This window comes from Pseudarthrobacter sp. J47, from assembly GCF_049810315.1.
In the GTDB taxonomy this organism is placed as follows: Bacteria; Actinomycetota; Actinomycetes; order Actinomycetales; family Micrococcaceae; genus Arthrobacter.
The window spans coordinates 3,458,917-3,482,710 of the sequence record NZ_CP187358.1 but is presented as its reverse complement, the minus strand read 5'-3'; the positions used below and the strand labels follow the sequence as shown (position 1 = coordinate 3,482,710).

At 66.4% G+C, this 23,794-nt stretch carries 20 protein-coding genes; 13 read left to right on the top strand and 7 right to left on the bottom strand.

Annotated features, from left to right (window positions below; genetic code table 11):
* Window positions 1-19: 19 nt before the first annotated feature.
* Window positions 20-877, bottom strand: coding sequence for a prephenate dehydratase (locus ACPJW8_RS16055; protein WP_330189348.1), 858 nt, complete (start codon window positions 875-877; stop codon window positions 20-22).
* A 683-nt stretch (window positions 878-1,560) separates the two neighbouring features.
* On the opposite strand from ACPJW8_RS16055, the gene glnT reads away from it, so the two are divergent.
* The 7 genes from glnT (at window position 1,561) to ACPJW8_RS16020 (ending at window position 9,121) form a co-directional block, all read left to right on the top strand.
* Window positions 1,561-2,949 (top strand): type III glutamate--ammonia ligase, encoded by a 1,389-nt coding sequence (gene glnT, locus ACPJW8_RS16050; RefSeq protein WP_330189349.1) that lies wholly within the window; start codon window positions 1,561-1,563, stop codon window positions 2,947-2,949.
* A 108-nt stretch (window positions 2,950-3,057) separates the two neighbouring features.
* Window positions 3,058-3,966 carry a glutamine amidotransferase gene (locus tag ACPJW8_RS16045; RefSeq protein ID WP_330189350.1) on the top strand — a complete coding sequence of 303 codons (909 nt, stop codon included), beginning with the start codon at window positions 3,058-3,060 and terminating at the stop codon, window positions 3,964-3,966.
* Window positions 3,954-4,682 (top strand): protein glxC, encoded by a 729-nt coding sequence (locus ACPJW8_RS16040; protein WP_330189351.1) that lies wholly within the window; start codon window positions 3,954-3,956, stop codon window positions 4,680-4,682. The genes ACPJW8_RS16045 and ACPJW8_RS16040 overlap by 13 nt, the downstream gene beginning before the upstream one ends.
* Window positions 4,683-4,692: 10 nt before the next feature.
* Complete coding sequence (locus ACPJW8_RS16035) at window positions 4,693-6,093, top strand: FMN-binding glutamate synthase family protein (protein ID WP_330189352.1); 1,401 nt, start codon at window positions 4,693-4,695, stop codon at window positions 6,091-6,093.
* A gap of 4 nt (window positions 6,094-6,097) precedes the next feature.
* The gene (locus ACPJW8_RS16030) at window positions 6,098-7,261 is read left to right on the top strand and encodes an FAD-dependent oxidoreductase (protein ID WP_330189353.1); all 1,164 of its coding nucleotides are present in this window, start codon (window positions 6,098-6,100) and stop codon (window positions 7,259-7,261) included.
* Window positions 7,262-7,272: 11 nt separating this feature from the next.
* Window positions 7,273-8,514, top strand: a complete 1,242-nt coding sequence (locus ACPJW8_RS16025) for an allantoate amidohydrolase (protein ID WP_330189354.1) — start codon at window positions 7,273-7,275, stop codon at window positions 8,512-8,514.
* Between the two features lie 49 nt (window positions 8,515-8,563).
* The gene (locus ACPJW8_RS16020; RefSeq protein ID WP_330189355.1) at window positions 8,564-9,121 is read left to right on the top strand and encodes an XRE family transcriptional regulator; all 558 of its coding nucleotides are present in this window, start codon (window positions 8,564-8,566) and stop codon (window positions 9,119-9,121) included.
* Here the strand turns inward: ACPJW8_RS16020 and ACPJW8_RS16015 are convergent.
* Window positions 9,093-9,749, bottom strand: coding sequence for an AmiS/UreI family transporter (locus ACPJW8_RS16015; protein ID WP_330189356.1), 657 nt, complete (start codon window positions 9,747-9,749; stop codon window positions 9,093-9,095). The genes ACPJW8_RS16020 and ACPJW8_RS16015 overlap by 29 nt on opposite strands.
* 130 nt (window positions 9,750-9,879) lie before the next feature.
* Here ACPJW8_RS16015 and gdhA point away from each other — a divergent pair, with 130 nt between their 5' ends.
* Both gdhA and ACPJW8_RS16005 read left to right on the top strand, forming a co-directional pair.
* Window positions 9,880-11,217 carry an NADP-specific glutamate dehydrogenase gene (gene gdhA / locus ACPJW8_RS16010; RefSeq protein WP_330189357.1) on the top strand — a complete coding sequence of 446 codons (1,338 nt, stop codon included), beginning with the start codon at window positions 9,880-9,882 and terminating at the stop codon, window positions 11,215-11,217.
* Window positions 11,218-11,454: 237 nt separating this feature from the next.
* Window positions 11,455-12,744, top strand: coding sequence for an ammonium transporter (locus ACPJW8_RS16005; RefSeq protein ID WP_330189358.1), 1,290 nt, complete (start codon window positions 11,455-11,457; stop codon window positions 12,742-12,744).
* A gap of 6 nt (window positions 12,745-12,750) precedes the next feature.
* Here the strand turns inward: ACPJW8_RS16005 and ACPJW8_RS16000 are convergent, their stop codons facing one another.
* Window positions 12,751-16,185: a DEAD/DEAH box helicase gene (locus ACPJW8_RS16000; RefSeq protein WP_330189359.1), complete on the bottom strand. Its 3,435-nt coding sequence runs from the start codon at window positions 16,183-16,185 to the stop codon at window positions 12,751-12,753.
* 210 nt (window positions 16,186-16,395) lie between these two features.
* Between ACPJW8_RS16000 and ACPJW8_RS15995 the strand changes: the two genes are divergently transcribed.
* Window positions 16,396-17,247: a DMP19 family protein gene (locus tag ACPJW8_RS15995; protein WP_330189360.1), complete on the top strand. Its 852-nt coding sequence runs from the start codon at window positions 16,396-16,398 to the stop codon at window positions 17,245-17,247.
* Between the two features lie 164 nt (window positions 17,248-17,411).
* Complete coding sequence (locus ACPJW8_RS15990) at window positions 17,412-18,389, top strand: hypothetical protein (RefSeq protein ID WP_330189361.1); 978 nt, start codon at window positions 17,412-17,414, stop codon at window positions 18,387-18,389.
* Window positions 18,390-18,524: 135 nt separating this feature from the next.
* On the opposite strand, the gene ACPJW8_RS15985 is transcribed toward ACPJW8_RS15990, so the two are convergent.
* Genes ACPJW8_RS15985 through ACPJW8_RS15975 form a run of 3 tightly spaced genes read right to left on the bottom strand, consistent with a single transcriptional unit; the run spans window position 18,525 to window position 20,491 of the window.
* Window positions 18,525-19,142, bottom strand: coding sequence for a DUF5655 domain-containing protein (locus ACPJW8_RS15985; protein ID WP_330189362.1), 618 nt, complete (start codon window positions 19,140-19,142; stop codon window positions 18,525-18,527).
* Window positions 19,143-19,151: 9 nt separating this feature from the next.
* The gene (locus tag ACPJW8_RS15980; protein ID WP_330189363.1) at window positions 19,152-19,637 is read right to left on the bottom strand and encodes an SRPBCC family protein; all 486 of its coding nucleotides are present in this window, start codon (window positions 19,635-19,637) and stop codon (window positions 19,152-19,154) included.
* A 41-nt stretch (window positions 19,638-19,678) separates the two neighbouring features.
* The gene (locus tag ACPJW8_RS15975; protein WP_330189377.1) at window positions 19,679-20,491 is read right to left on the bottom strand and encodes a DUF1206 domain-containing protein; all 813 of its coding nucleotides are present in this window, start codon (window positions 20,489-20,491) and stop codon (window positions 19,679-19,681) included.
* 206 nt (window positions 20,492-20,697) lie between these two features.
* On the opposite strand from ACPJW8_RS15975, the gene ACPJW8_RS15970 reads away from it, so the two are divergent.
* Window positions 20,698-22,293, top strand: a complete 1,596-nt coding sequence (locus tag ACPJW8_RS15970; RefSeq protein ID WP_330189364.1) for a hypothetical protein — start codon at window positions 20,698-20,700, stop codon at window positions 22,291-22,293.
* A 38-nt stretch (window positions 22,294-22,331) separates the two neighbouring features.
* Window positions 22,332-22,778: a hypothetical protein gene (locus tag ACPJW8_RS15965; protein WP_330189365.1), complete on the top strand. Its 447-nt coding sequence runs from the start codon at window positions 22,332-22,334 to the stop codon at window positions 22,776-22,778.
* Between the two features lie 78 nt (window positions 22,779-22,856).
* Here ACPJW8_RS15965 and trmB read toward each other — a convergent pair whose 3' ends face one another.
* Window positions 22,857-23,771, bottom strand: a complete 915-nt coding sequence (gene trmB / locus ACPJW8_RS15960; protein ID WP_330189366.1) for a tRNA (guanosine(46)-N7)-methyltransferase TrmB — start codon at window positions 23,769-23,771, stop codon at window positions 22,857-22,859.
* Window positions 23,772-23,794: the final 23 nt, after the last annotated feature.

Below are 23,794 nucleotides of genomic sequence, written 5' to 3'. Positions count from 1 at the left end.
TGGCGGTGGTCCGGGGGCGTCAGGCTGTTGCGGCCTGCTGCAGCCGGTAGTCGGCGGCTGCGTAGACGCCCAGGATGCGCACCTCGGTGGTGAAGAAGTCCAGCTCCTCCAGGGCCAGCTTCAGCGGCAGGTCTTCCGGGTGGCCCTCGACGTCTGCCATGAACATGGTGGCCGCGAACTCGTTGCCCACCATGTAGCTTTCCAGCCGGGTCATGTTCACGCCGTTCGTGGCGAACCCGCCCAGCGCCTTGTACAGCGCCGACGGCACGTTGCGGACCCGGAATACGAAGCTGGTAACCGCCGGTCCGTCCAGTTCTTCACGCGCCGGAAGTTCTTTCTCCCGCGCCAGCACCACAAAGCGGGTGGTGTTGGTGGGGTCATCCTCGACGGCGGTGGCCAGGACTTCCAGGCCGTACAGTTGGGCGGCCATCGGCGGAGCCAAGGAGAGTTTGGTGGGATCGTTCCAGTCGCGGACTTCCCGTGCGGAGCCTGCGGTGTCGCCTGCGATCACGGGCTTGAGGCCGTGCTCGCGGATGATCCGGCGGCACTGGCCCAGCGCGTGGATGTGGCTGTGGACCTCGGCAGCGGCATCGATGCTACTGCCGGGCAGGCCCATCAGGTCAAAGTGGATGGGGAGGAAGAACTCGCCCACAATCTGCAGCTTCGATTCGGGCAGCAGTACGTGGATGTCCGCCACCCGGCCGGCAATGGAGTTCTCGATCGGAATCATGGCCAGGTCCGCTTCACCGCTGGACACGAGCTCGAATGCGTCTTCAAAACTGGCGCACGGAACGCTCTCCATCTCGGGGAACATTTCCTGGCACGCGATGTTTGAGTTGGCGCCCGGTTCACCCTGGTACGCAATCTTCTGAGGCATGGGAACTATCGTTCCACGTAGCCGCCCAGCCTCCCAACCGCGTCCGTTGGTCGAGCGGCTCCCGGTGGTCGAGCTGGCCGCCGGTGGTCGAGCTTGTCAAGACCCGCCCCGCCGAACCCCGGGTCGAGCCTCGCGAGTCCCCGTCGCGTCGGTCCCCTTTGGTCGATTCCTAAGCTTGTCCGCGAAACCTAACCTTCAAGGTTCTGATCTGCGGACAAGGTTAGGACTCAAGGGTCTCGACAGGCTCGAGCGCGTCGGTCGGGGGTCTCGACAGGCTCGACCACCGACTGGGTATCCCGTTGGTTGGGCTTGTCGAGACCTCGCGAGACCCAATCCCGCCGGCCTCCTTGGTCCCATTGGTCGATTCCTAAGCCTGTTCGCGATTCCTAACCTTCAAGGTTCTGATCTGCGGACAAGGTTAGGACTCAAGGGTCTCGACGGGCTCGACCACCGACCGGCTCGAGCGCCGGGCTGGGGCTCGACGGGCTCGACCACCGACTGGTGCGAGCGCCGGACCGGGTCTCGGCAGGCTCGACCACCGGCCCGGGCGCGGGCCCGACCAACAACCGCCGCCCACCGAAACGCGGATTTAACAACTCCGCCAACCGCCCGAAACACCGATTTGGATACTCTGATTCAACAAGGTTTACTAACAGCTAACTCCAATGGAACGGGATGTTTCGATGACAACGCTCGCCCCCACTGCTGTTCCGGACACAGCGGAACAGGCCCGTGCTGCCAGCCGCCGTGCTGCCAGCCGCCCCTCGCTGGCGGACGTGGCCCGCGCCCACAACGTGCGCTTCCTGCTCGCCACTTTTGTGGACATGACCGGCAAGCCGTGCGCCAAGCTGGTTCCGGTCGAGGCCGCCGATGAGCTGGAGGGCGGCGCCATGGGGTTCGCCGGTTATGCCGCGGGGCTGATCGGCCAGAAGCCCCAGGACGCGGACTTGATCGCGGTGCCTGACCTGTCCTCCTTCACGCCGGTGCCCTTCATCAAGGAGGGCCTGGCCATCATCCACTGCGATCCGCACGTCAACGGCCAGCCCTGGCCCTACGCCCCGCGCGTCATCCTCAAGAACACCCTGGCCCGCCTGGCGGAGCGGGGGATGGAGGCGAAGATCGGCGCCGAGGTGGAGTACTTCCTGGTGAAGAAGAACGACGACGGGACGTTGAGTACCGCCGATACCCGCGACGACGCACCCCGCCCCTGCTACGACGCCCGCGGCGTGACCCGCATGTACGAGCACCTCACGTCGATTTCCGAAGCCATGAACGGCTTGGGCTGGGGCAACTATGCGAACGACCACGAGGACGCCGCCGGCCAGTTTGAACAGAACTTCAACTACGCGGATGCCCTCACTACTGCGGACCGCGTGGTTTCGCTGCGCTACATCCTCAGCGTCCTGGCCGAGCAGCGCGGCATGACGGCCACGTTTATGCCCAAGCCGTTCACCGACCGCACCGGAACGGGCCTGCACTTCCACGTGTCCCTCTGGTCCGGTGCGGAACCGCTTTTCCCGTCCGACGCCGATACCAAGGGCCTGGGCCTCTCACCTCTGGCATATTCCTTCATTGGCGGGCTGCTGGAGCACGCTCCGGCGCTGCAGGCCTTCCTGGCTCCCACAGTGAACTCGTACAAGCGGACGGGTGCCACCACCAGTTCCTCGGGTGCCACGTGGTCGCCCCGCAAGGCGTCCTACGGTGGGAACGACAGGACCCACATGATCCGCGTCCCGGACAATAAGCGCCTTGAACTGCGCTCCGGGGACGGCTCCGCCAACCCCTACCTGGCTATTGCCACAGCGCTGTCTGCCGGGCTGGCCGGCGTCCAAAATGCCACGGATCCCGGGGCGCCGTCCGGTCCGGGGGAGTCGCGGCCGGACGCCCATACCTTGCCGGCCACCCTGCTCCACGCCGTGGAGGCGCTGCGTCGGGACCCCGTGATCCTGGCCAGCCTGAGCGGCGATCCGGCCATTGGCAGCTACTACGCCGACGCCAAGGAAGAGGAATTCCTGAACTGGCACAACCAGGTCAGCGACTGGGAAATCCGGAGCTACCTCACGGCCATCTAGCGAGCTCAAGCCCTAGCAAGCGCAGGCCCCAGCCAACGCCGCCCTACAAAACGCCGCCAAAACAACAAGGCCAAGCACCTCAACAGTCCCGTCAACAAAAGGAAAAACATGTGCGGAATCGCCGCGCTGCAGCTGCGCAATCCTTCGCTGCACCCCCAAATGGGAAGCCTGCTCTCCTCCATGCTGTGCGAGATCGTGGAGCGCGGCCCTGACTCTGCCGGTCTGGCCGTCTACAACACTCCGGGGCTGATCCGCGACGGCGCCGCCACCCTCAGCCTGCTGGGCGGAAGCCAGGCGCTGGGCCACCGGGAGCTCACGGAATCCCTCGAGGCCATGCTGCCGGTGGACTCCCTGCCCGTGGTCAAAACGGTGGGCGATACCACCCTGGTGAGTGCCGCCGTCGAGCCTGAACTGCTGGTGAAGGCCGTGACGGAAACGCTGCCGCAGGCAACCATCATTGGCCGCGGCGAGCACGTGGCGGTGATGAAGAGCATTGGCCACCCCATGGAAATCGCCGCCGAACACGGGCTGGCGGAAATGTCCGGCAGCCAAGGCCTCTCGCACACCCGGATGGCTACGGAGTCCGCTGTGACGGCCGGCGGCTCGCACCCGTTCTCCGTGGCGGATGATCTGTGCCTGGTGCACAACGGATCCTTCTCCAACCACGCCACCATCCGCCGCCAGCTCAAGCGCGACGGCGTGGTGTTCGATTCGGACAATGACACGGAAGTGGGTGCCCGTTACGTGGCGTCGCGGCTGCAGCAGGGCGACACCCTCGAGGAAGCGCTGGTGAACCTGGGCCAGGTGTTCGACGGCTTCTACACCCTGGTGGTGACCACCGCGGACAGCATGGCCGTGGTCCGGGACCCCATCGCCTGCAAGCCGGCCATCATCGCCGAAACCGCGGATTACGTGGCCATGGCCTCCGAATACCGCGCCCTTGCCGGACTGCCCGGCATCGACACCGCCTGCATCTTTGAACCGGAACCCGGAAAGATCTACACATGGTCACTCTGACAGCCCCCGAACAAGCAGCCGCGCCCGCCCAGGCCGCGGAGTCCTTCACTGTGGATCTCAGTACCAGTACTGTCCGGGAACTGAACCAGGCATTGCACGACGCCGGCACTGGGCAGAGCTGGACCGTCACCGCACCCGGTGGCAAACACAGCCTCGCGGTGGGGATCACCGCGGACATCGAGGTCACCATCAACGGCCATGCCGGCTACTACGCAGCCGGGATGCACCAGAAGGGGACCGTCACGATCAACGGAAATGCCGGCGTCGGACTGGCTGAAAACATCATGTCCGGCACCGTGCACGTCACCGGGGATGCCTCCCAGTCCGCGGCCGCCACCGGGCATGGCGGACTGGTGGTGATCGACGGAAACGCGTCCGCACGCTGCGGGATTTCCATGAAGGGCGTGGACATTGTGGTGGGCGGCAACATCGGCCACATGTCGGCGTTTATGGCACAGGCCGGACGCCTGGTGGTGTGCGGCGACGCCGGCGAGGCCCTGGGCGATTCCATCTACGAGGCCCGGATCTATGTGCAGGGGACCGTGGCATCCCTCGGCGCGGACTGCATCGAAAAACCCATGCGCGAAGAGCACCTCACCGAGCTGGCCGGACTGCTGGCCGCCGCCGGCCGGACGGATGATCCCGCCAATTTCAAGCGCTACGGCTCCGCCCGGAACCTCTACCACTTCCACGTCGACAACTCGACTGCCTACTAGGAGGCCCCCCATGACCATCACCTCCAGCCCCGAAGCGCCCGTTGCGCCCGAAGCACCCGCAGCACCCGCCCACAACCTGGCTGCGCCCGACCTCGCCGCACTGGGCCTCCGTGAATCCGCCACCTTCGACCGCGCCGCCATCGCGGACATCCAGCGGGCCGCCGCCACGGGCGTCTATGACATCCGCGGCTGGGGCGCCAAGCGCAAGGTCCCGCACTTTGATGACCTGCTCTTCCTCGGCGCCTCCATGTCCCGCTACCCGCTGGAGGGGTACCGCGAAAAGTGCGATACCGACGTCGTCCTCGGGGACCGGCACGCCAGCAAACCGCTGCACCTGCAGACTCCGGTGACCATCGCCGGGATGAGCTTCGGTGCACTGTCCGCCAACGCCAAGGAGGCGCTGGGCCGTGGCGCCTCCGAGGTGGGCACCTCCACCACCACGGGCGACGGCGGCATGACGCCTGAGGAGCGCGGCCAGTCCAGGCGCCTGGTGTACCAGTACCTGCCGTCCCGGTACGGCATGAATCCGGATGACCTGCGCAAGGCTGACGCGATCGAGATTGTGCTGGGCCAGGGCGCCAAGCCCGGCGGTGGCGGCATGCTGCTGGGCCAGAAGATCACCGAACGCGTGGCCGGAATGCGGACCCTGCCGGTGGGCATCGACCAGCGCTCGGCCAGCCGGCACCCGGACTGGACCGGCCCGGACGACCTTGAAATCAAGATCGGCGAGCTCCGCGAGATCACGGACTGGAAGACGCCCATCTACGTGAAGATCGGCGCATCCCGGCCGTATTACGACACTGCGCTGGCCGTGAAGTCCGGGGCGGACGTGGTGGTGGTGGACGGCATGCAGGGCGGCACGGCAGCCACGCAGCAGGTGTTCATCGAGAACGTTGGCATCCCCACCCTTGCCGCGATTCCGCAGGCCGTTCAGGCGCTGCAGGAACTGGGTGTGCACCGCAAAGTCCAGCTCATTGTGTCCGGCGGCATCAGGACAGGCGCTGACGTGGCGAAGGCCATGGCGCTGGGCGCCGACGCGGTGGCCATCGGCACGGCGGCGCTGATTGCCCTGGGCGACAACGATCCCCGCTACGCCGCCGAATACGCCGCGCTGGGTTCCGCCGCCGGTTTCTACGACGACTTCCAGGACGGCCGGGATCCCGCCGGCATCACTACCCAGGACCCGGAACTGTCCGCGCGGCTGGACCCCGTGGCAGCGGGCAAGCGGCTGGCGAACTACCTCCGCGTCCTTACGATGGAAGCCCAGACCATTGCGCGGGCCTGCGGAAAATCGCACCTGCACAACCTGGAGCCGGAGGACCTGGTGGCTCTCACCATCGAAGCCGCGGCCATGGCCAGGGTTCCCCTCGCGGGCACCAGCTGGATCCCGGGCGCGGCAGGCAAGGAGTAAACCCTTGAGTGAACCTGTAACTGCCGATTACGTGGTGGTGGGCGCCGGCCTGTCCGGCGCCGCCACCGCCTGGCACCTGGCATCCCGTGGACTCGACGTCACGCTGGTGGAGCGGGACGTCCCGGCCAGCCATGCCGGCAGTTCCCACGGCTCGGCCCGGATCTTCCGCTACGCCTACGCCGAACCCTTTTACACGGAAGCCGTGGTGCAGGCCAGGGAACTCTGGGACAAGCTGGAAGCGGCCGCCGGCGCGCAGTTCATCAGCGCAACCGGTGCCGTGGACTACGGGCAGGACCGTCAGCCCCGCGAGCTGGCGGCAATTCTGGCGGGTGCCGGCGTCGAGCATTCCCTGCTCTCCGCTGAGGACGCGCGCAAGCGCTGGCCGGAAATCGCCTTCGACACCGAGGTGCTGTGGCACCCCGGCGCCGGCGTGATCGACGCCGAGTCCGCCGTCAACGCCATGGTCCGGCTGGCGGTGGAAGCGGGCGCGCGGCTGCACACGGGCTGGGCGCTGGCCGGCATTTCCCGGCAGGGGGACGGCTACCGGCTCACCTCTGAAACGGGTGAAACGCTCGACGCCGGCAACGTGGTGGTCAGTGCCGGAGGGTGGCTGCCGCAGCTCCTGCAGCGGCTGACACTTCCGGCGGAGTTTATTGCTGCGCTGCCGGAGATCACCGTACGCCAGGAGCAGGCCTTCCATTTCCGTTACCGGGACCAGGAGGCCGCGGCCGGCTGGCCCACGTTCATCCACAAGAATGACCGGATCCAGGTGTACGGCCTTCCCGGTGGGCGGGACGCCGGATTCGCCGGCCAGAAAGTTGCCGAGTTCAACGGCGGCGGCCTCATCCCGTCCGCGGCAGACCAGACCGGAATAGTGGATCCGGCCAACCGGGAGCGCGTGGTGGAGTACGTGCGCCAGTACCTGCCAGGCCTGGACCCGGAGCCCTACGCGGAAACCACTTGCCTGTTCACCAACACCCCTGACGAGGAATTCGTGATCGACCGCGTGGACGGCATCACGGTGGTCTCGCCGTGCTCGGGCCACGGCGCCAAGTTCGCGCCGCTGATCGGCCAGTGGGCCGCGGACCTGGCCACGGCCCCCGCAGCGTCCCTCTCTTCACCCGATTCGCCCATCCCGCTCCGCTTCCGCCCCTCCGCCACCAGCTAAGGACCTTCCCCGTGACCGCACCCAGCACCACCGCCACCGTTACCTCGCTGCTGGCGGAAATCGCCGACGTCGGCACGGACCAATGGCGCGGAGGCTACAGCAGGCCGGTATTTTCCACGGCGGAAACGGACCTGCGCGGCTGGTTCGTGGAGCAGGCGGGCCGGCGCGGGCTGGATGTGGAGACGGACCGGAACGGGATCATCTGGGCCTGGTGGGATACTGCCAGCCGGGTGCGGAAGGACGCCGTGCTGACCGGCAGCCACCTCGATTCGGTGCCCGGTGGCGGCGGCTTTGACGGCCCGCTGGGTGTGGCTTCCGCGCTGGTTGCCGTGGACATCCTGAAGGCCCGCGGGCTGGAGCCGGCCAAGCCGCTGGCCGTCGCGGTTTTCCCCGAGGAGGAAGGGTCCCGGTTTGGCGTGGCCTGCCTGGGGTCGCGGCTGCTGACAGGCGCGCTGGACCCGGACAAGGCCCGCAACCTGCGTGACGCGGACGGCAACACGTACGCGGAAGTCGCGGCGGCGGGCGGACAGGACCCGCGCTTCATCGGCGCTGACCCTGCCGCCCTGGCCCAGCTGGGACTGTTTGTTGAGCTGCACGTTGAACAGGGCCGCGGACTGATCGACCTGGAGCGGCCGGTTGCCATTGGCTCCTCCATCCTGGGCCACGGCCGCTGGAAGCTGAGCTTCGCCGGGCAGGGCAACCACGCCGGCACCACCCTGATGGCCGGACGCCGGGATCCCATGGTGGCCGCGGCCCGTGCCGTGGTGGCCATCCGGGACGCTGCCCGGGAACATCGGAACGTCCGCGCCACGGTCGGCCGCCTGCAGCCCGTCCCCGGCGGGACGAACGTCATAGCCTCCCGGGTGGACCTGTGGATTGACGTCCGGCACCCGGATGATGCGGTGACTGCCGCCGTCGTCGAATCCATCACCTGCCGCGCGGAACTGCTGGCAGCGGAGGAAGGCTGCACCGCCGCGCTGACCGTGGAATCCCTGAGCCCCACCGTCCATTTCGACGCCGGCCTGCGGGACACCCTGCAGTTACTGCTGCCGGACGCCCCGGTCCTGGAGACCGGCGCGGGGCACGACGCCGGCGTCCTGGCCGGGCACCTGCCCACCGCCATGCTGTTTGTCCGGAATCCCACCGGAATCTCGCACTCACCGGAGGAACTGGTGGACGACGCCGACGCCGAGCTGGGTGCCGTGGCGCTCGCTGATGCGCTGGCCGGGCTGCTGATCGGCCCGGACGCCTGAAGCGGCCTCCTGAACGGGCCCGCGTACGCCGCCTGCCTATGATGGCCTCATGAGTCTGGAAGGGATTATCGCCAAGCAGGTGAGGCACTACCGGCAGGTGAACGGGATAAACGCCGCGGAGCTGGCCTCCCGGACCGGGTTGTCCAAGGCGATGATTTCCAAGATCGAAGCAGCTGCAACGTCCTGCTCGCTCACCACTTTGCAGCGCCTGGCGGACGGCCTGGAAGTTCCCGTCACGGCCCTCTTCCGCGGCGCGGATACTGACCGCGACGCCACCTTCACCAAGAGCGGGCAGGGCAGCCTGACCGTCCGCAGCGGCACCCAGCACGGGCACGAGTACCGGGTCCTCGGAACGCTGAAGGGCCGCACCGACGCTCTGGAACCCACGCTGGTGACCCTGACCGACGCCTCGGACGTCTTCCCGCTGTTCCAGCACCCGGGCACCGAATTCATCTACATGCTGGCCGGCCGCATGGTCTACGGGCACGGCGCCTACGAATACGTGATGGAAGAAGGGGACTCGCTGCTGCTGGACGGCGAAGGCCCGCACGGCCCGCTGGAACTGCTGGAGTTGCCCATTAAGTTCCTTGCCGTTGGAGCGAAGTAGCGGCGCTTCCTGATGCAGGCCGGACGCGGAAGCGGATGCCGGGCCTGGCCAGGACAGCCGCCGTCGTAAACAGCAGCGCCAGCACCGCGGCCGCTCCGAAAGCCATCCCGGGGGCAGCTTCGGGCGCGGAGGGCCAGAGCCCGGCGAGCCCCAGGAACGCCGGAACGGTTGCGGTGACCTGGCTGGTGAGCACCAGGGCCCAGCCGGTGAAGGGATCCACCGCGCTCCTGCCCAGCGCCAGGGAAACAAAAAACAGGCCCCACAGCGCGGCCCACGCCAACCACAAAACGGCCAGCACGGGGTCACTGCCCAGCCACGCGGCCGCCAGCAGCATGCCAAAAAGGGCCACCATCCCGCAGAACCAGCCGAGCCCCTTGCCGCCCAGCGCCAGGAAGGTATCCAGCCCCACGTACGTGTAGGTCAGGCCGAAGAGCAGCATGCCGGCGGCAGAGAGCATAACGGGAGTCCCGCCGTCGTGGGTGGTCACGTACCCAACGGCAAGCCCCAGCTGGATGATGCCCACCACGAGGCTCAGGGTGCCGGCGTCGCGGCGGGGGAGCCGGCCCAGAAGGGCCAGGCCGTTGACCAGGAGTGCTGCGCCGGAAAGCAGCAGGCAGAGATAGGGCATCAGGACCTCTTTGTGCGCGGGATGACTGGGAGGACGGCAACCAATTCTGGAAGATCGGCTATCCTCAATTCCAAGATATGAAAACTAGATCCCGTCTAGTGAAATCATAAATGATCGCGAGGAGATGTTCATGGATGCACGGCTGGCCGCCATCAGGAATACGGTCCTGGCCCGGAACCCCGGTGAAGCGGAATTCCACCAGGCCATCACGGAGGTCTTTGAGAGCCTGGGACCCGTGCATGACCGGCATCCGGAATTCCTGCACGGCGCCGTGCTGGAGCGGCTCTGCGAACCGGAACGGCAGATCATTTTCCGCGTCCCGTGGACTGATGACCAGGGTCAGGTACGGATCAACCGCGGCTTCCGGGTGGAGTTCAACTCCGCGCTGGGCCCCTACAAGGGCGGGCTGCGCTTCCACCCCTCGGTGAACCTGGGGATCATCAAGTTCCTCGGCTTCGAGCAGATTTTCAAGAACGCCCTCACCGGCATGCCGATCGGCGGCGGCAAGGGTGGCTCCGATTTTGATCCGCGGGGACGCTCGGACGCCGAGGTCATGCGGTTCTGCCAGTCGTTTATGACCGAGCTGTACCGTCACATCGGCGAATACACCGACGTTCCGGCCGGGGACATCGGCGTTGGCGGCCGGGAGATCGGCTACCTCTTCGGCCAGTACAAGCGCATCACCAACCGCTACGAGTCCGGCGTCCTCACCGGCAAAGGCATCTCCTGGGGCGGTTCCCTGGTGCGGCCGGAAGCCACGGGCTTTGGCGCCGTCATCTTCACCAACGAGATGCTGAAGACGCGCGGCCTCTCCTTCGATGGGCAGCGGGTGGTGGTGTCCGGCTCCGGAAACGTCGCGATCAACGCGATCGCCAAGGCCCAGGCGCTGGGCGCCACCGTGGTGGCCTGCTCCGATTCCAGCGGCTACATCGTGGACGAGGCCGGGATCGACGTCGAACTGCTGCGGCAAATCAAGGAAGTGGAACGCGCCCGGCTCAAGGAATATTCGGTGCGCCGGGCCGGCGTGCGGTACGTCGAGGGCGGTTCAGTCTGGGAAGCCGGCGCCACGGTGGCGCTGCCGTGTGCAACGCAAAACGAGCTCGACGGCGGTGCTGCCGCCACCCTGATGCGCGGCGGCCTCCTGGCCGTGGGCGAAGGCGCCAACATGCCATGCACCCCGGATGCCGTTGCCGCGTTCCAGGCCGGTGATGTGCTGTTCGGGCCGGGCAAAGCAGCCAACGCCGGTGGTGTGGCTACCTCGGCGCTGGAGATGCAGCAGAACGCCAGCCGCGATTCCTGGTCCTTCGACCATACCGAGCGCCGGCTCACGGAGATCATGGTGGGCATCCACGATCTTTGCGCTGCCACGGCCGAGGAGTACGGCGTTCCCGGGGACTACGTCCTGGGTGCCAACATTGGCGGCTTCGTGAAGGTTGCCGACGCGATGCTGGCCCAGGGCCTGATCTAGGAGGGCATGATCCATCGGCGGTCTGATCCAGCGGCTGGCCTGATCCAACGGCTGATGCCCGGACTTAAACGTTGATTTAACCCACCCGAAACCTACGCATTCCAGCGCTGCCTAGTCTGGAACCAGACGGCAGCCGCTGCCTCCCCTTGCCCCGCGGTTCTGACTCCGCTTCCCGGGTAGAGGCAGGTTCTCCGGGCGGCTGGCGTCCTCTCTCTTCGCATCTAGAAAGGGGTTTCCATGGACTCCGGAAATGTCGCTTGGATCCTGGCAAGCGCCGCATTGGTTTGTATGATGATCCCCGCCCTGGCGCTGTTTTACGGCGGCATGGTGGGCTCGCGCCGCATCCTCAACATGATGATGATGTGCTTTGGCGGGGCCAGCCTGGTCGCTGTCCTGTGGGCGCTGTTCGGCTACTCCCTGGCATTCGGCAATTCGGTTGGCGGCCTGGGACTCATCGGTGACATCACCGAATTCCCCGGCATGGGCCAACTGCTTGCTGCAGATGACGAAGCCTCCATCCCGGTGATCCTGTTCGCGGCCTTCCAGCTGTTCTTTGCCTGCGTGACCACCGCGCTGGTGGCAGGTGCTGCCGCCGGGCGCATGAAGTTTGGTGCCTGGATGCTGTTCGCCGGCATCTGGGCCACGGTTGTCTACTTCCCGATCGCCCACTGGGTGTTCGCTTTCTCCTCCGAGGATGGCAGCGTCACCGGCGGCTGGATTGCCAGCGGCATCGAGGCCATCGACTTCGCCGGCGGCACCGCGGTGCACATGAACGCCGGTGCGGCAGCCCTGGCGCTGGCACTGGTCCTGGGCCGCAGTTCCGGCTGGCCCAAGATGGAGCACACCAAGCCGCACAGCCGTCCCCTGGTCCTGGTGGGTGCAGGCCTGCTGTGGGTGGGCTGGTTCGGTTTCAACGCCGGTTCGGCACTGTCCGCCGGCCATTCGGCGTCGGTAGTCTTCCTCAACACGGCAGTCGCAGCCTCCGCCGGCCTGCTGGCCTGGGCCCTGGTGGAGCGGCTCCGCCACGGCGCGGCCACCAGCATGGGCGCCGCCTCCGGCCTGATCTCCGCGCTGGTTGCGATCACTCCGGCGTGTGGCGCTGTCAGCCCGCTGGGTGCGCTGGCCATCGGTGCGATTGCGGGCGCCGTCTGCTCGCTGGCCATTGAGCTGAAGTTCCGCCTCGGCTACGACGATTCACTCGACGTCGTGGGCGTCCACCTGGTGGGCGGCATCCTGGGCACCCTGCTGATCGGCTTCTTCGCCACGGATGCGGCGCCCAACGGCGTCAGCGGCCTGTTCTACGGCGGCGGCTTCGAACTGCTGGGCGTGCAGGCGCTGGCCACGGTGACGGTCCTGGCCTACTCGTTCGGCATCACGTGGATCCTTGCGAAGATCCTGGACCGCACCATGGGCCTGCGCATCCATCCCGAAGACGAGCTGCGCGGCATCGACATCGCCGCGCACTCCGAGTTCGCCTACCTCACGGACGAGGATCCCGTGGAGCTGGGCTCGGCCCGCCAGTCCTGACCCGCGCTAGTCCTTGAACAGGGCGGCGAGGTCCTCGGCCGTAATTGACCCTCCGGCCAGGGCCTCGCCTTCCATCACGTCTGAGAACAGCTGCGATTTCCGGGCCTTGAGCGCCATGACCTTTTCCTCGATGGTGTCCTTGGCAACCAGCCGGTACACCATCACGTTCTTGGCCTGCCCGATCCTGTGCGTCCGGTCCACGGCCTGCGCTTCAGATGCGGGGTTCCACCACGGATCCAGCAGGAACACGTAGTCCGCCTCCGTCAGGTTGAGCCCGAACCCGCCGGCCTTCAGCGAAATCAGGAACACCGGCGCGGTTCCGGTTTTGAAGGAATTGACGACGTCGGCACGGTTGCGGGTGCCGCCGTCGAGATAGCAGTACTCCACTCCGCGTTCCTCCAGCCGTTCGCGCACCTTTCCCAGGAAGCCGGTGAACTGGCTGAAGATCAGGGCGCGGTGGTCCTCGGCGATGAGGTCGTCCAGCTGCTCGAACAGCACGTCCAGCTTGCTGGAACGCACCGCCGCCAGGGACGGATCCACCAGCGAGGCGTCCAGGCTCAGCTGCCGCAGCAGGGTCAGGGACTGGAAGATGGTGAACCGGTTCTTGTTGACGTCCTCGATCAGGCCCAGCACCTTTTGGCGCTCGCGCTGCAGGTGCGTCTGGTAGACCTTCTGGTGCCGTGGATTCAGCACCACTTCCAGGATCTGCTCCTGCTTGGGCGGCAGGTCCCGGATCACCTGGTCCTTGGTGCGGCGCATCATCAAGGGACGGACCCGACGCCGGAGCTTGTCCAGTTGCCCCTTGTCGCCGGCCTTTTCAATGGGCTTCTGGTAGTACTCCGCGAACCGCTGCGGGCTGGCGAACAGCCCGGGCGCCACGATGGAGGTCAGCGCCCAGAATTCCATGAGGTTGTTTTCCAGCGGTGTTCCGGTGATGGCAAGTTTGAAGCCTGCGGGCAGCTTCCGGGCGCACTGGTAGGCCTTGGACTGGTGGTTCTTCACGAACTGCGCCTCATCCAGGACCAGGCCGGACCAGGTGCGGCCGGCGTAGGAGTCGTAGTCGATCCTGAACAGTGCGTAGGACGTGATGACGATGTCCACGCCGTCCAGCACCTCGGCCGGGGTGGTGCCGCTCTTGGCGAAGGTCTCGCCGATCGCGTGGACCTTCAGGCCCGGGGCAAACCGTGCGGCCTCACTGGCCCAGTTGCCCACCACGCTGGTGGGGGCCACCACCAGGAACGGGGCGGTGCTGCTACTGTCGGGCGCTCCATCGGTGCCATCCCCGTTGGGTGCGTCGGCCACGGCTTCCTTCGCGGCGCACATCAGCGCCAGCGCCTGCACGGTTTTACCCAGGCCCATGTCATCAGCCAGCACGCCACCCAGGCCGTGGCGGTATAGGAACGTCAACCAGTTGAAGCCCTCCAGCTGGTACGGGCGCAGCTCAGCGTTAAGGGTGGCCGGCAGCGGAAGTCCGTCCACACCGCCGTCGAGCAGTCCGCCCACGGCGTCCCGCCATGCGGCAGCCTGCTGGTCCACGATCCCCAGGTGCGCCAGTTCGTCCCACAGTCCGGCCTGGAACCGGCTGATCTGCAGCGGGGCGTCCTTGTTGTCCTGCAGCGCCCGGGCCTCGTCGATCAGCTCGCGGAGCTGGTGCAGCTCGGGGATGTCCAGGGAGAAGTAGGCGCCGCTGGGCAGCAGCATGCGCGTCTGGCCGGCCGCGAGGGCGGAGAAGACGTTGCCGAACGCCACCTGCTGGCCTTCGAGCGTGATCACAATGCCGAGGTCGAACCAGTCCCGCTGCTCGGTGGCGGAGGTGGAAATCGAGACGACGGGCGCTTCCTCGGCCTCGCGGTAGTCGGCAATGTCACCGGTGGTCTCCACGTCAACGCCGGTTTTCTGGCGCAGCTGGGGGAGTAGTTCCTCGGTGAAGGTCAGGGTGTCCAGGCCCTTGAGCTCGGCGGTGGGCGCCAGCCGGGGCGTGCCCCAGCCGCCTGTAAGGGATTCGCCCAGCGCAGCCACGGTTTCCCAAGGCCTGCCGAGTTCCTCAAGGATGCGGCCTTCAGTGACGGGATCGCGGAAGCCCTCGTCGCCGGGGTGCGGCCAGAGCGGCTGGGCGGTGACCTTGTTGCCCGCACGATAGTGCCATTCCCAGTGCAGCCGGACGTGGTGGTCCGCGCCGTAATTGGCCAGCAGTGACAGCGTGGGCACAGCCAGGACCGGCAGCTCCACGGATTCGTCCTTGGCCGTGACCCGTGCGGACTGCTTCAGCTTGGGGTAGTAGCCGGACAGGAAACGGGCCTCGTCCTGCGCGGGGATGTGCAGTGACTTTCCCGTGGTGACGAACGCCAGCAGCTCATCGCTGAGGCCCTCTTCCAGGGGCGCCAGGACCAGCTGCTGCTCCGCCTTTGACACGGCGGGAAGCTCGGCGGCCAGCTGCCCGGCGGGCCGGGAGTAGAAGATGCCGTGCGCGGGACGGCCGATCGTTCCCGCCAGTGACGGATCGATCTCCTCGCCGTCCACGGTGATGGAGGAGGCAAGGTCCAGGCCTCCGCCGCCGTTACCGCCGCCGCCGTCACCGGCGGGGCGGCTCAGGTTGAGGCTGACGACGGCGGGGTCCCCGGCGAGTGCCACGGGTTCCTGGCCCCGTCCGGAGATGAAGGCCACACCGATTTTTTGGGCCTCGGCCAGCAGCGTCCACAGGCTCCGGGACCCGAACGTGTTCATGCCCAGCCACAGTGCGGTGGGATCGTAGCTGCCGCTGCGGCGGGTGGAGTGTGCAGCGTAGAACTTGGTCATCCAGTCGACGTGCGCCTGGTTGGCATCGTGCTGGTAGGTGAGGTTGTACCAGGAGAGGTCCCCGCGGATCCACTTGCCGCGGCTGCCCATCATCATGGGCCGGGCGCGGAGCTGGCGGAAGCTGCGGACGGGATCCCGGCGTCCTGTGTAGGAGAAGTGCGGCGGCGGCTCCTCCACCTCAAACTGCAGGGCCAGGGCCGTGCCGCCCGCCGATTGCCCCGTGCCTGCGCCGGTTCCGGACAGCAGCGGGCCCAGTGCGCGTTCCCAGTCGCTCAGCTCGGCTCCGGCAGACTGGCGCAGTCCGGTGGAGGACGGTGCGGTCAGCAGCTGCGCCCGGATGGCGGGGTTGTCCTCAGCGGCAAAAAGCAGCGCGGCCACATGCTTGCAGTCCTTGCGCACCGGGCAACTGCAGATGCCCACCGTGCAGCTCCATCCGGCACCCCTGCGGACCAGCTTGGCGGACGTCGAATAAGGGGTAGCGGCACCACCGCGGACCTTGCCCAGCAGAAGCCCGGTGCCGCCGTCGAACTGCATCCCGCTGACGCGGCTGCCCATGGCGTAGGCCAGCCCGGCCGCGAGAGAGCGGTCATTGATGGCAGGAGTCTGGATTGCCAGGGCCGCACTTTCGTCCGGTTGGGATGGCATGGAGGCGCGCTACTTTCGGCAGGCCGCCAAAGAGTGCGACCGGTGGTTGACTATCTGATCCATCTTAGTCAAGCCCCGAAGCCCCTCAAACCTGGCCAATCCGTACCCTCAATCTTCGCCTGACGTTCACTTGCGGCTGGGCTGCCGGCGGACCCGCCAGCCCTACGCTGAAAATGTCCCGAACAGTCAGTACCAGCCGTGAGGATCGCCATGACGAACAACGAATACCCCGTAGTCCTGACCACCGACAGCCGGGATGCCAGCGAAGTGGTGGACTCCAATGTTGACGTGGTCAACGCCATGTACCAGGAGCTGCTGGCCTCTGACGAGATCGCGCCGAACGCCCTGCGCAGCTACTACGTCGACTTCTACCTCACCCAGGCGCTGGGCGGCGGTTTTGCCCAGTACGTCTTCACCGCACCGGAGCGCGAAGCACTGGACACCTACATCCGCGAAGGCCTCGAGGGCATGGGCGCCACGGCCCACCTGGACCTCTTCAACCGCACCGTTGCGGCGTTCGATGCGCTGACCGAAGCCGAAGCGGATGAGTACCTGGACGGCGATACCGACGACGAAGACGAGCCGTCCGAGGCCGTGCTGGCCCTGGAGGAACTGGACAACGAGTTCGAATCCCTCCTTGAGACCGAGGACATCACGGCCCTGAACGCCGCCTGGCTGCTCAGCCAGGAAGGCCTTGAGGTGCTGGGCGAGGAAGACCTCAACGCCCACATCGCAGTGCGGGTTTCGCGCGTGCCCAACATGGCCGAACGCCAGGCCGAGGCGGAAGAGGAAGCCCGGGAGAACGCCCCCGAATTCGAGGTGATCATCCGCGAACTCTGTGACGTGGCCGGCTACTCACTGGAAAAGATCACCATGGGCGATCCCAACTACATGCACGACGGCGTGAAAGTCCTGGCCTGGCACTTCGCCACCGACCACGGCGATTTCATCATGGTCGAGGAGGAAGAAGAGGCCTTTATGATCAACCCGGCCAACGGCGAGATCGTCGCCGCCGTTGAGTTCGAAGAGGCGGACACGGAGTTCGAAGAGGTCGACGCCTAACCTTTCGCCTCCCGGGTCCGGCACCGTGGTCGCGGGAAAGCTGCGGGGTCGCCGGAACTTTCAGGCGACCCCGCAGCTTTGCAGCGACTTCAGGGGACCCAGGAGTTTCCACATAGAGAAACGGATGCCTGTCCCCGGGCAGTGGCCCCGCCAATGCTTGGAGAATGACACTGCCCCAGCCATCGGTCTTATCCGTGCCCCCATCCCTGCCTCAGCTCCCGCCAACCGGTTCACTGTGGCGGACGGATCAGCTGCATGCCGCAGGCCTGAACTCCCGTGCCATCGCAGCCTTGCTTCATCACCGTGAGCTGATCCGGCTCAGGTACGGCTGCTACATCCGGGCGTCACTGTGGGACAAACAGAAGCCTTGGGTCCGCAGCGACCAGCTGATTCTGGCGCATGCCCACGGAACCCGGACGACGTCGAACGGCAGCTATGCGTACAGCCACACCTCCGCAGCGCGGATCCATGGGTTGTTCGTCTGGGACGCCGACGACCTTGTCCACGTCCTTTTGCGGACCCGGCCATCCAGCTGCCGTTTAGGCAAGGACGTCCGCGGGCACACACGGCCGTTCAGCGAAGCCGACATCGCCACCGTCAGAGGGCTGCGGGTCACTTCCTTGGAACGGACGGCGGTTGATTGTGCGCTCACGCTCAACTACCGGCAGAGCCTGATCATCATGGACAACGCCCTCAGGAAGGGCGCGGACCCGCTCCGCATCCAGGAAATGGCAGAGGCCGTGCCAGGCAGGCGCGGTGTGAAGAACCTTCGCCGTGTTCTCGAAAACGCCGATCCGCGTTCTGAATCGGCAGGCGAAACCTTGACGCGCGAGCTCTTGCAACGACTGCGGCTCCCGATGCCGGAAATCCAGCTGGAGGTCATCAGCAGGGCCGGGCGCCACCGCATGGACTTCGGCTGGAAGGAACGCAGGATCGCGCTCGAATTCGACGGCAAGACCAAATATTTCGACTACGCGCCGACAAAGGAAGTTCTCTACCGGGAACGGCAACGTGAAAACGCGCTGACTGAGGATGGCTGGATGTTCGTGCGGCTCATCTGGCAGGACTTGTTCAACGAGGAATCATTCAAGGCCAGGATCATTGCAGCTTTGCGCCGCCGACCGGAACCCAACGCCAGCTGAGCGACACCCGGCCACCCGGGGCGGGCCGCCGTCGTCGAATATCCCCGAGGTCGCTGGAACGCCGCGGGCTCGCTGGAACGCTCCCGCGACCCCGCAGGCTTCCCGCGAACTCGGCACGCGGCGGGGGCAGCCCGCCTAGCTGTTCTGTTCCACGGCCCGGGCGAGCGTCGAGAGGACGTAAGGGTCGACGTCGTCGGTGCTTTTGAGGCGGATCCGGCGGTCAAAGAGGTCGTCGGCGCGGACCTTGATGGCTTCCAGGCGCTCGTCCGGCTCAGCCACCAGGCGCAGCGTAAGGTCCACGGTGGTGTTGTTGCTGCGGGTCAGCTGCGCGAACTTCCGACGTGCCGTGTGCAGCGAAACGTAGCCTTTGCGGAGCTGGATCTGGACGCCTTCGGTGGCCGCGGCCCAGGCCAGCACGGCGTCCGCAATGGGCCGAAGTGCGGGGTGCTTGGCGTACTGGCCGTCCAGGAGTTCGTCAGCGTCGCGGAGCATAAACTCCGGGTAGCCGAACATCTCCCAGGAGACGGCGTACTGCGCGTAGCCGGTGATGCCGTGCTGGTCCCGCATCCAGTCGCGGAGCTCGGCGTCATTCTTCAGGCCTTCCTCCCGGCCACGGGCAGCCCACCAGTGGACGTCATGCCCGGTCTTGCGGAGCAGGAGGGCCTGGTTGCTGTCCACCATCAGCTTCCAGGTGCCTGCGGTCTTGACGGCTTCTTCGGTGGAACCAGCTGGGTTTTTGTGTTCGGTGGCCATCGCCCGATCTTAACCGTCGGCGTTCAGCGAACGGAACTCCTGCACCAGCTCCGGATCTTCGCAGGCCCGGGCGAACGCCTCGATCCGCCGTTCAATCTCCCGGCCCAGCAGCCAGGTGCCGATCCGTTCGGCAATCGGCCGCAACCACGCCGGGCGGCACGAAAAAGTGTATTTCCACACGGCCCGGGTGCCGGCGTCGTCCGCGGTGAAACGCCAGCCGCCGCCGAACGTCTCGAAGAACCACGGCCCGGACACCATGGTCATGCCCACGTTTTTTGGCGGCATAAAGGACACGTATTCGCTCACCATCACCAAGCCCATCCGGGATACCGTGCGGGTGCGCACGCCCTTGCCGGCCGCGGTGGCGCCGTCCAGCCAGCCCTGGCGGGAGATGAACGGATCCCACTTGCGGCGGAACTCACCGGTGGACTGCGAAAAGGCAAAAGCGGTGTCAGGATCAAGCCTGATGGACCGTTCGGCGCGTACCTGGGGCATGGATTCAGCCTATCGCCGGCACGGCAAGACGCTGGTGCGCGTCACATCCGGGCCAGCCGCGCCCGCACCACCATGTACACGCCGTAACAGATCAGACCGAGCCCGACGGCGGCGAGCAGGTATACGCCGAAAGGCTGGTCCCGGAGGGACTTCAGTCCGCCGTCGAGCCCTGTGGATTCTTCCGGGTGGGCGCGCAGGGTGGCCACCACCACCAATACGCCGGTGAGCAGGAGGACGGAACCCTTGGCAACGTAGCCGGTGACGCCGAGCCACACCACAGCCCGTTTGAGGCCGGGCTGCTGCGGCAGGTTGAGGTGCTTGGCGAAGGACTTCCGGACGCCCCGGAACCCATAAATCGCCCCGGCTACCGCTACGCCCAGGCCGATGGCCACCAGCAGCGCCACGCCCCCCGGTGCCGTCAGGACCTTCAACGTGAGGTCGGTGGCCGAGCGGCTGTTGTCAGCACTGGATCCCGTGCCAACTGCGAAGGACGCCAGGGTGGCTGCGAGTCCGGCGAACACGAGGGCCTGGCCCGCGGCCTTGAGTTTGGCGCCGGCCTTTTTGCCTTTGGGCAGGTGGCCGAAGTCGAAGATGGCGTCGCTGGCCTGCCACAAGGCCAGCGCGGCGCAGGCCACGAAGCTGCTCCACAGCAGGAGGGGCCCGGCGGGCTGGCTTGCCAGTTCGGACACCGCGCCACTGACGTCCGCCCGGCCGTTGCCGCCCACAGCCAGCCTGATCGCGATGAAACCGATCAGCAGGTGCAGGATGCCGCTCACGGCGAACCCGATCCGGGCCGCTGCCTCCAGGACCCGGGAGTTGGTGACGTCTTCCGCTTTGTCAGCCGCCTGCTTCAGTTCGCGTTTGATGTCCGGATCCTTCCTAAGCCTGCTTTGTTGTTGCTAAATCGTGCCACGCCGGAAGGGAACCGGGAAGTATCCGCTGGTGGGAACGGCACGGCGGGCAGCAACCATGGGGAGTGATGCCCATGGCCGGGCGCGTGCGCGCATGCAACGATATGCATCAGTGATCAAACCAAAACCGTACAAGTCCGGGAGAGAACATGGCATTTTATGGTGCTGACGTCAGTCAGCTTCGCGAGCTGGCGAAGGCCGCAGACAAGGCGGCCACCCTGCTCAGCACCCGGGTCACGTCCCTGCAGGGCCAGATCATGGCGGCGCCGTGGAAAGGCGCGGACGGCGAACGCTTCCGCCAGGACTGGAACGGCAGGCACCGCCCCAGCCTGGACCGCGTGGTGAACAGCCTCAAAACCAACGCCAAGCTGCTCCTGCAGAACGCGGACGAGCAGGAGAAGTCCTCCGCGGCCTCCACCGGCAGCACGAAGATGACGTTCCTGGAGAAGCTGCAGGTGCAGTGGGAAAACTACAAGACCTGGCTGGCCGAAAAGGCAGCAGAAGCCGAAGCCCGTGCCGAACACCGCGAGCAGCTGGAAAACCAGCTGGGCACCATGGCGGACGCCAGCCCCAAGGAACAGGCCGAATGGTGGGCCAGCCTCTCCGAAGAGGACCGCCAGTACCTGATCGAAGGCGAAGGCGAAAACGGTCCCTTCGCCGCCGAGCTGATGAAAATGGACGGCGGGATTCCGGAGTCAGCCCAGCAGCAGGCCAGGGAACACCTCCAGGAACTGGCCAGGGCGGACATTCCCGTCAACCGGGAAACCAGCACGGCGTCCATCGAAGGCCGGGTGGCCTGGGTGCACGGCGGCGCCGAGGTGGGTGTTGAAGTCGTGGAGAACGCGGACGGCTCGGCCACCATGAAAGTCCACGGAAACCTGGGCATCGGCGTCAACGATCCCAGCGGCACCGCCGGGGTCACCCTCAACGGTGAGGTCTCCCGCCAGTACACCTTCGATTCCATGGAGGACGCCCTCGCGGCCCGGGACCAGATGTACCGGGACCTGCCGCCGGATAGCCTGGGCGATGCCAAGGACGTGGTGGAGAACCCGCCGGATTACATCCTGGACACCATTGAAAACGCAGCAGATGACAACGACACCAGCGGCCACAGCGACTCCGTCAAGGGAAGCGTTGAGTTGGCCGTGGAAGGCAAGTCCGGAACCGGCACTGCCTCAGGTGAAGCTGCGCTGAACCTTGCTTATGAGCGGAACTTGACGGACGGCACCTCAACGGCCAGCGCCGAGGTATCCGCCAGCGGCAAGCTGGACCTGAACGGGGACGTCTTCCAGGCAGACGGCAAAGCCGGCCTCCAGGTGAAGATGGATGCGGACAACAACATCAGCTCCGTGTCAGTGTCCATGGAAGGCACCGTAGCCCGCGGGGTGAGTGGCGGCGTCGACACTCCCGGTGCCACCTCGGAAACCACAGTCACCGGCGGCGCCCAGGGTACCGTCAAGATCGATGTCCCCTACACGCCGGAAAACCAGCCGATCATCGACAGCTACATGCGCAACGTGGCCCTCGGAAATGACGCAGCGGCCTCGGAGGACGCTGCCAGGCTGTATGAGGCCGGCTCCGCCACCGTCCAGGTCAACGCCGTGGCGACAGCCACCAGCCAGGCCGGATTTGATGTCAGGGCCGCTGAGGTTGAGGTCAAGACCCAAAGCCAGATCAGCACCAACGTGTCCACGTACCATAAGGTCCCGAACGATACCGAGCTGCAGCGGATTGAGCAGAACTAGGCCTGCCGGCCAACCGCATCTTGCTGAAGGAGCAACGCATGACTTTGCACATTGAATCCCCGCTCGGCTTCACGGCCGAATTCCCCGAAAACACGCAGGTCCTGGAGGAATCCAGCGGCGGCCCCGGCACCGAGCAGTACGGTCTTCCGGGCGATGTCCTGGTGACGGTCTTCAAGGACAACGGGTCCGTCAACGGCGCCCCGCAGATCACCGGCTGGGCGCACCTGATGTCCGATTTCTACCTGAAGGGCCGCGCCGGGCACAAGATTTCCGAGGGCGAACTGAACCTGCCCGGCAAGGACAGCTACGCGGTGATGGTGGGCTACGACAGCCCCGTGGGATCCGCGCAGATTGCCGCACCCGTGGGCATTTGGGAGCAGGGCAAGTTCCTGGGCGCAGTGGTGATCTGGCCCGTGGTGAACCCGGAGATTGAACCGCGCGTGGACCTGCTGAAGGACATTGTCGGGGCCATCAGCCTGAACTGATGCCGCGAGATTGCACTTGGCTGCAGTGTGGGGCGCCCCGACTGCTGCGAAGTGCCATCTCGACGCCGGCCCGGCGGGTCAGACCCGCCGGTAGCAGAGGTCGAAGATCATCCGGCCGGCTTCGTGGGCCTTGGCCTCGAAGCTGGTCAGGATGCGGCCTTCGAACCGTGGGGCCCAGCCGCCGGCCAGGTCCACACCTTCGTTGGGACCGGTATGTGCCGTGCTGACGGGATCGCGGCCTTCACGGACCGGCGCGCCGCCCACTACGGATTCGACGCCGGATTCCCACACCTGCGTGAGGGGGCTCTCCGGGCCGCTGCGCTCGCCGTCGTGGAGGTTTTCAAAGTCCTCTGAAGCGGCCATGACCTCGCGGACGTGCACGGCGTAGTTGGACCAGTCCGTGGCGATCCGGAACAGCCCGCCCGGTTCCAGGGCGCGGGCAGCCAGGGCGGCGAACTCCGGCTGGATCAGGCGGCGCTTGTGGTGGCGGGACTTGTGCCACGGATCCGGGAAGAAGACCCAGAGTTCGCTGACCGAGCCCGCTGGCAGCATGGTGGCCAGGACCTCCGGGGCGTTGGCTTCCACCACGCGGACGTTCTGCAGGCCGCGGCTGTTGATCTTGATGATGGTGTTCGCCAGCCCGGGCGTGTACACCTCCACGGCCAGGAAGTCCTTGTCCGGGTTTTCCGCAGCCGCATGGCAGATGGCGTCACCCAGCCCGGACCCGATCTCCACCACCAGGGGCGCCTTGCGGCCAAACTCGGCCTCGGCGTCGAACGTGTATTCCGGGTGTACCGAGGTGTTCGCGACGTGCCGGGGAACGTCAATCGCCCAGCGCTCGGCGTGCTCCTCCCAGGCTGCCTGCCGGCGGCCCTGCAGCCGGGTCCCGCGGCGCACAAAACTCACCGGCCGGCCGCCATAGGTGCCGAACGAAGCCTGCGTTCCGGGCGTGACGGGGCGGGGTGTTTGCGGGGTTTGGGGGGATTCACTCATCCCTTCCAGAATACCCGCGGGCG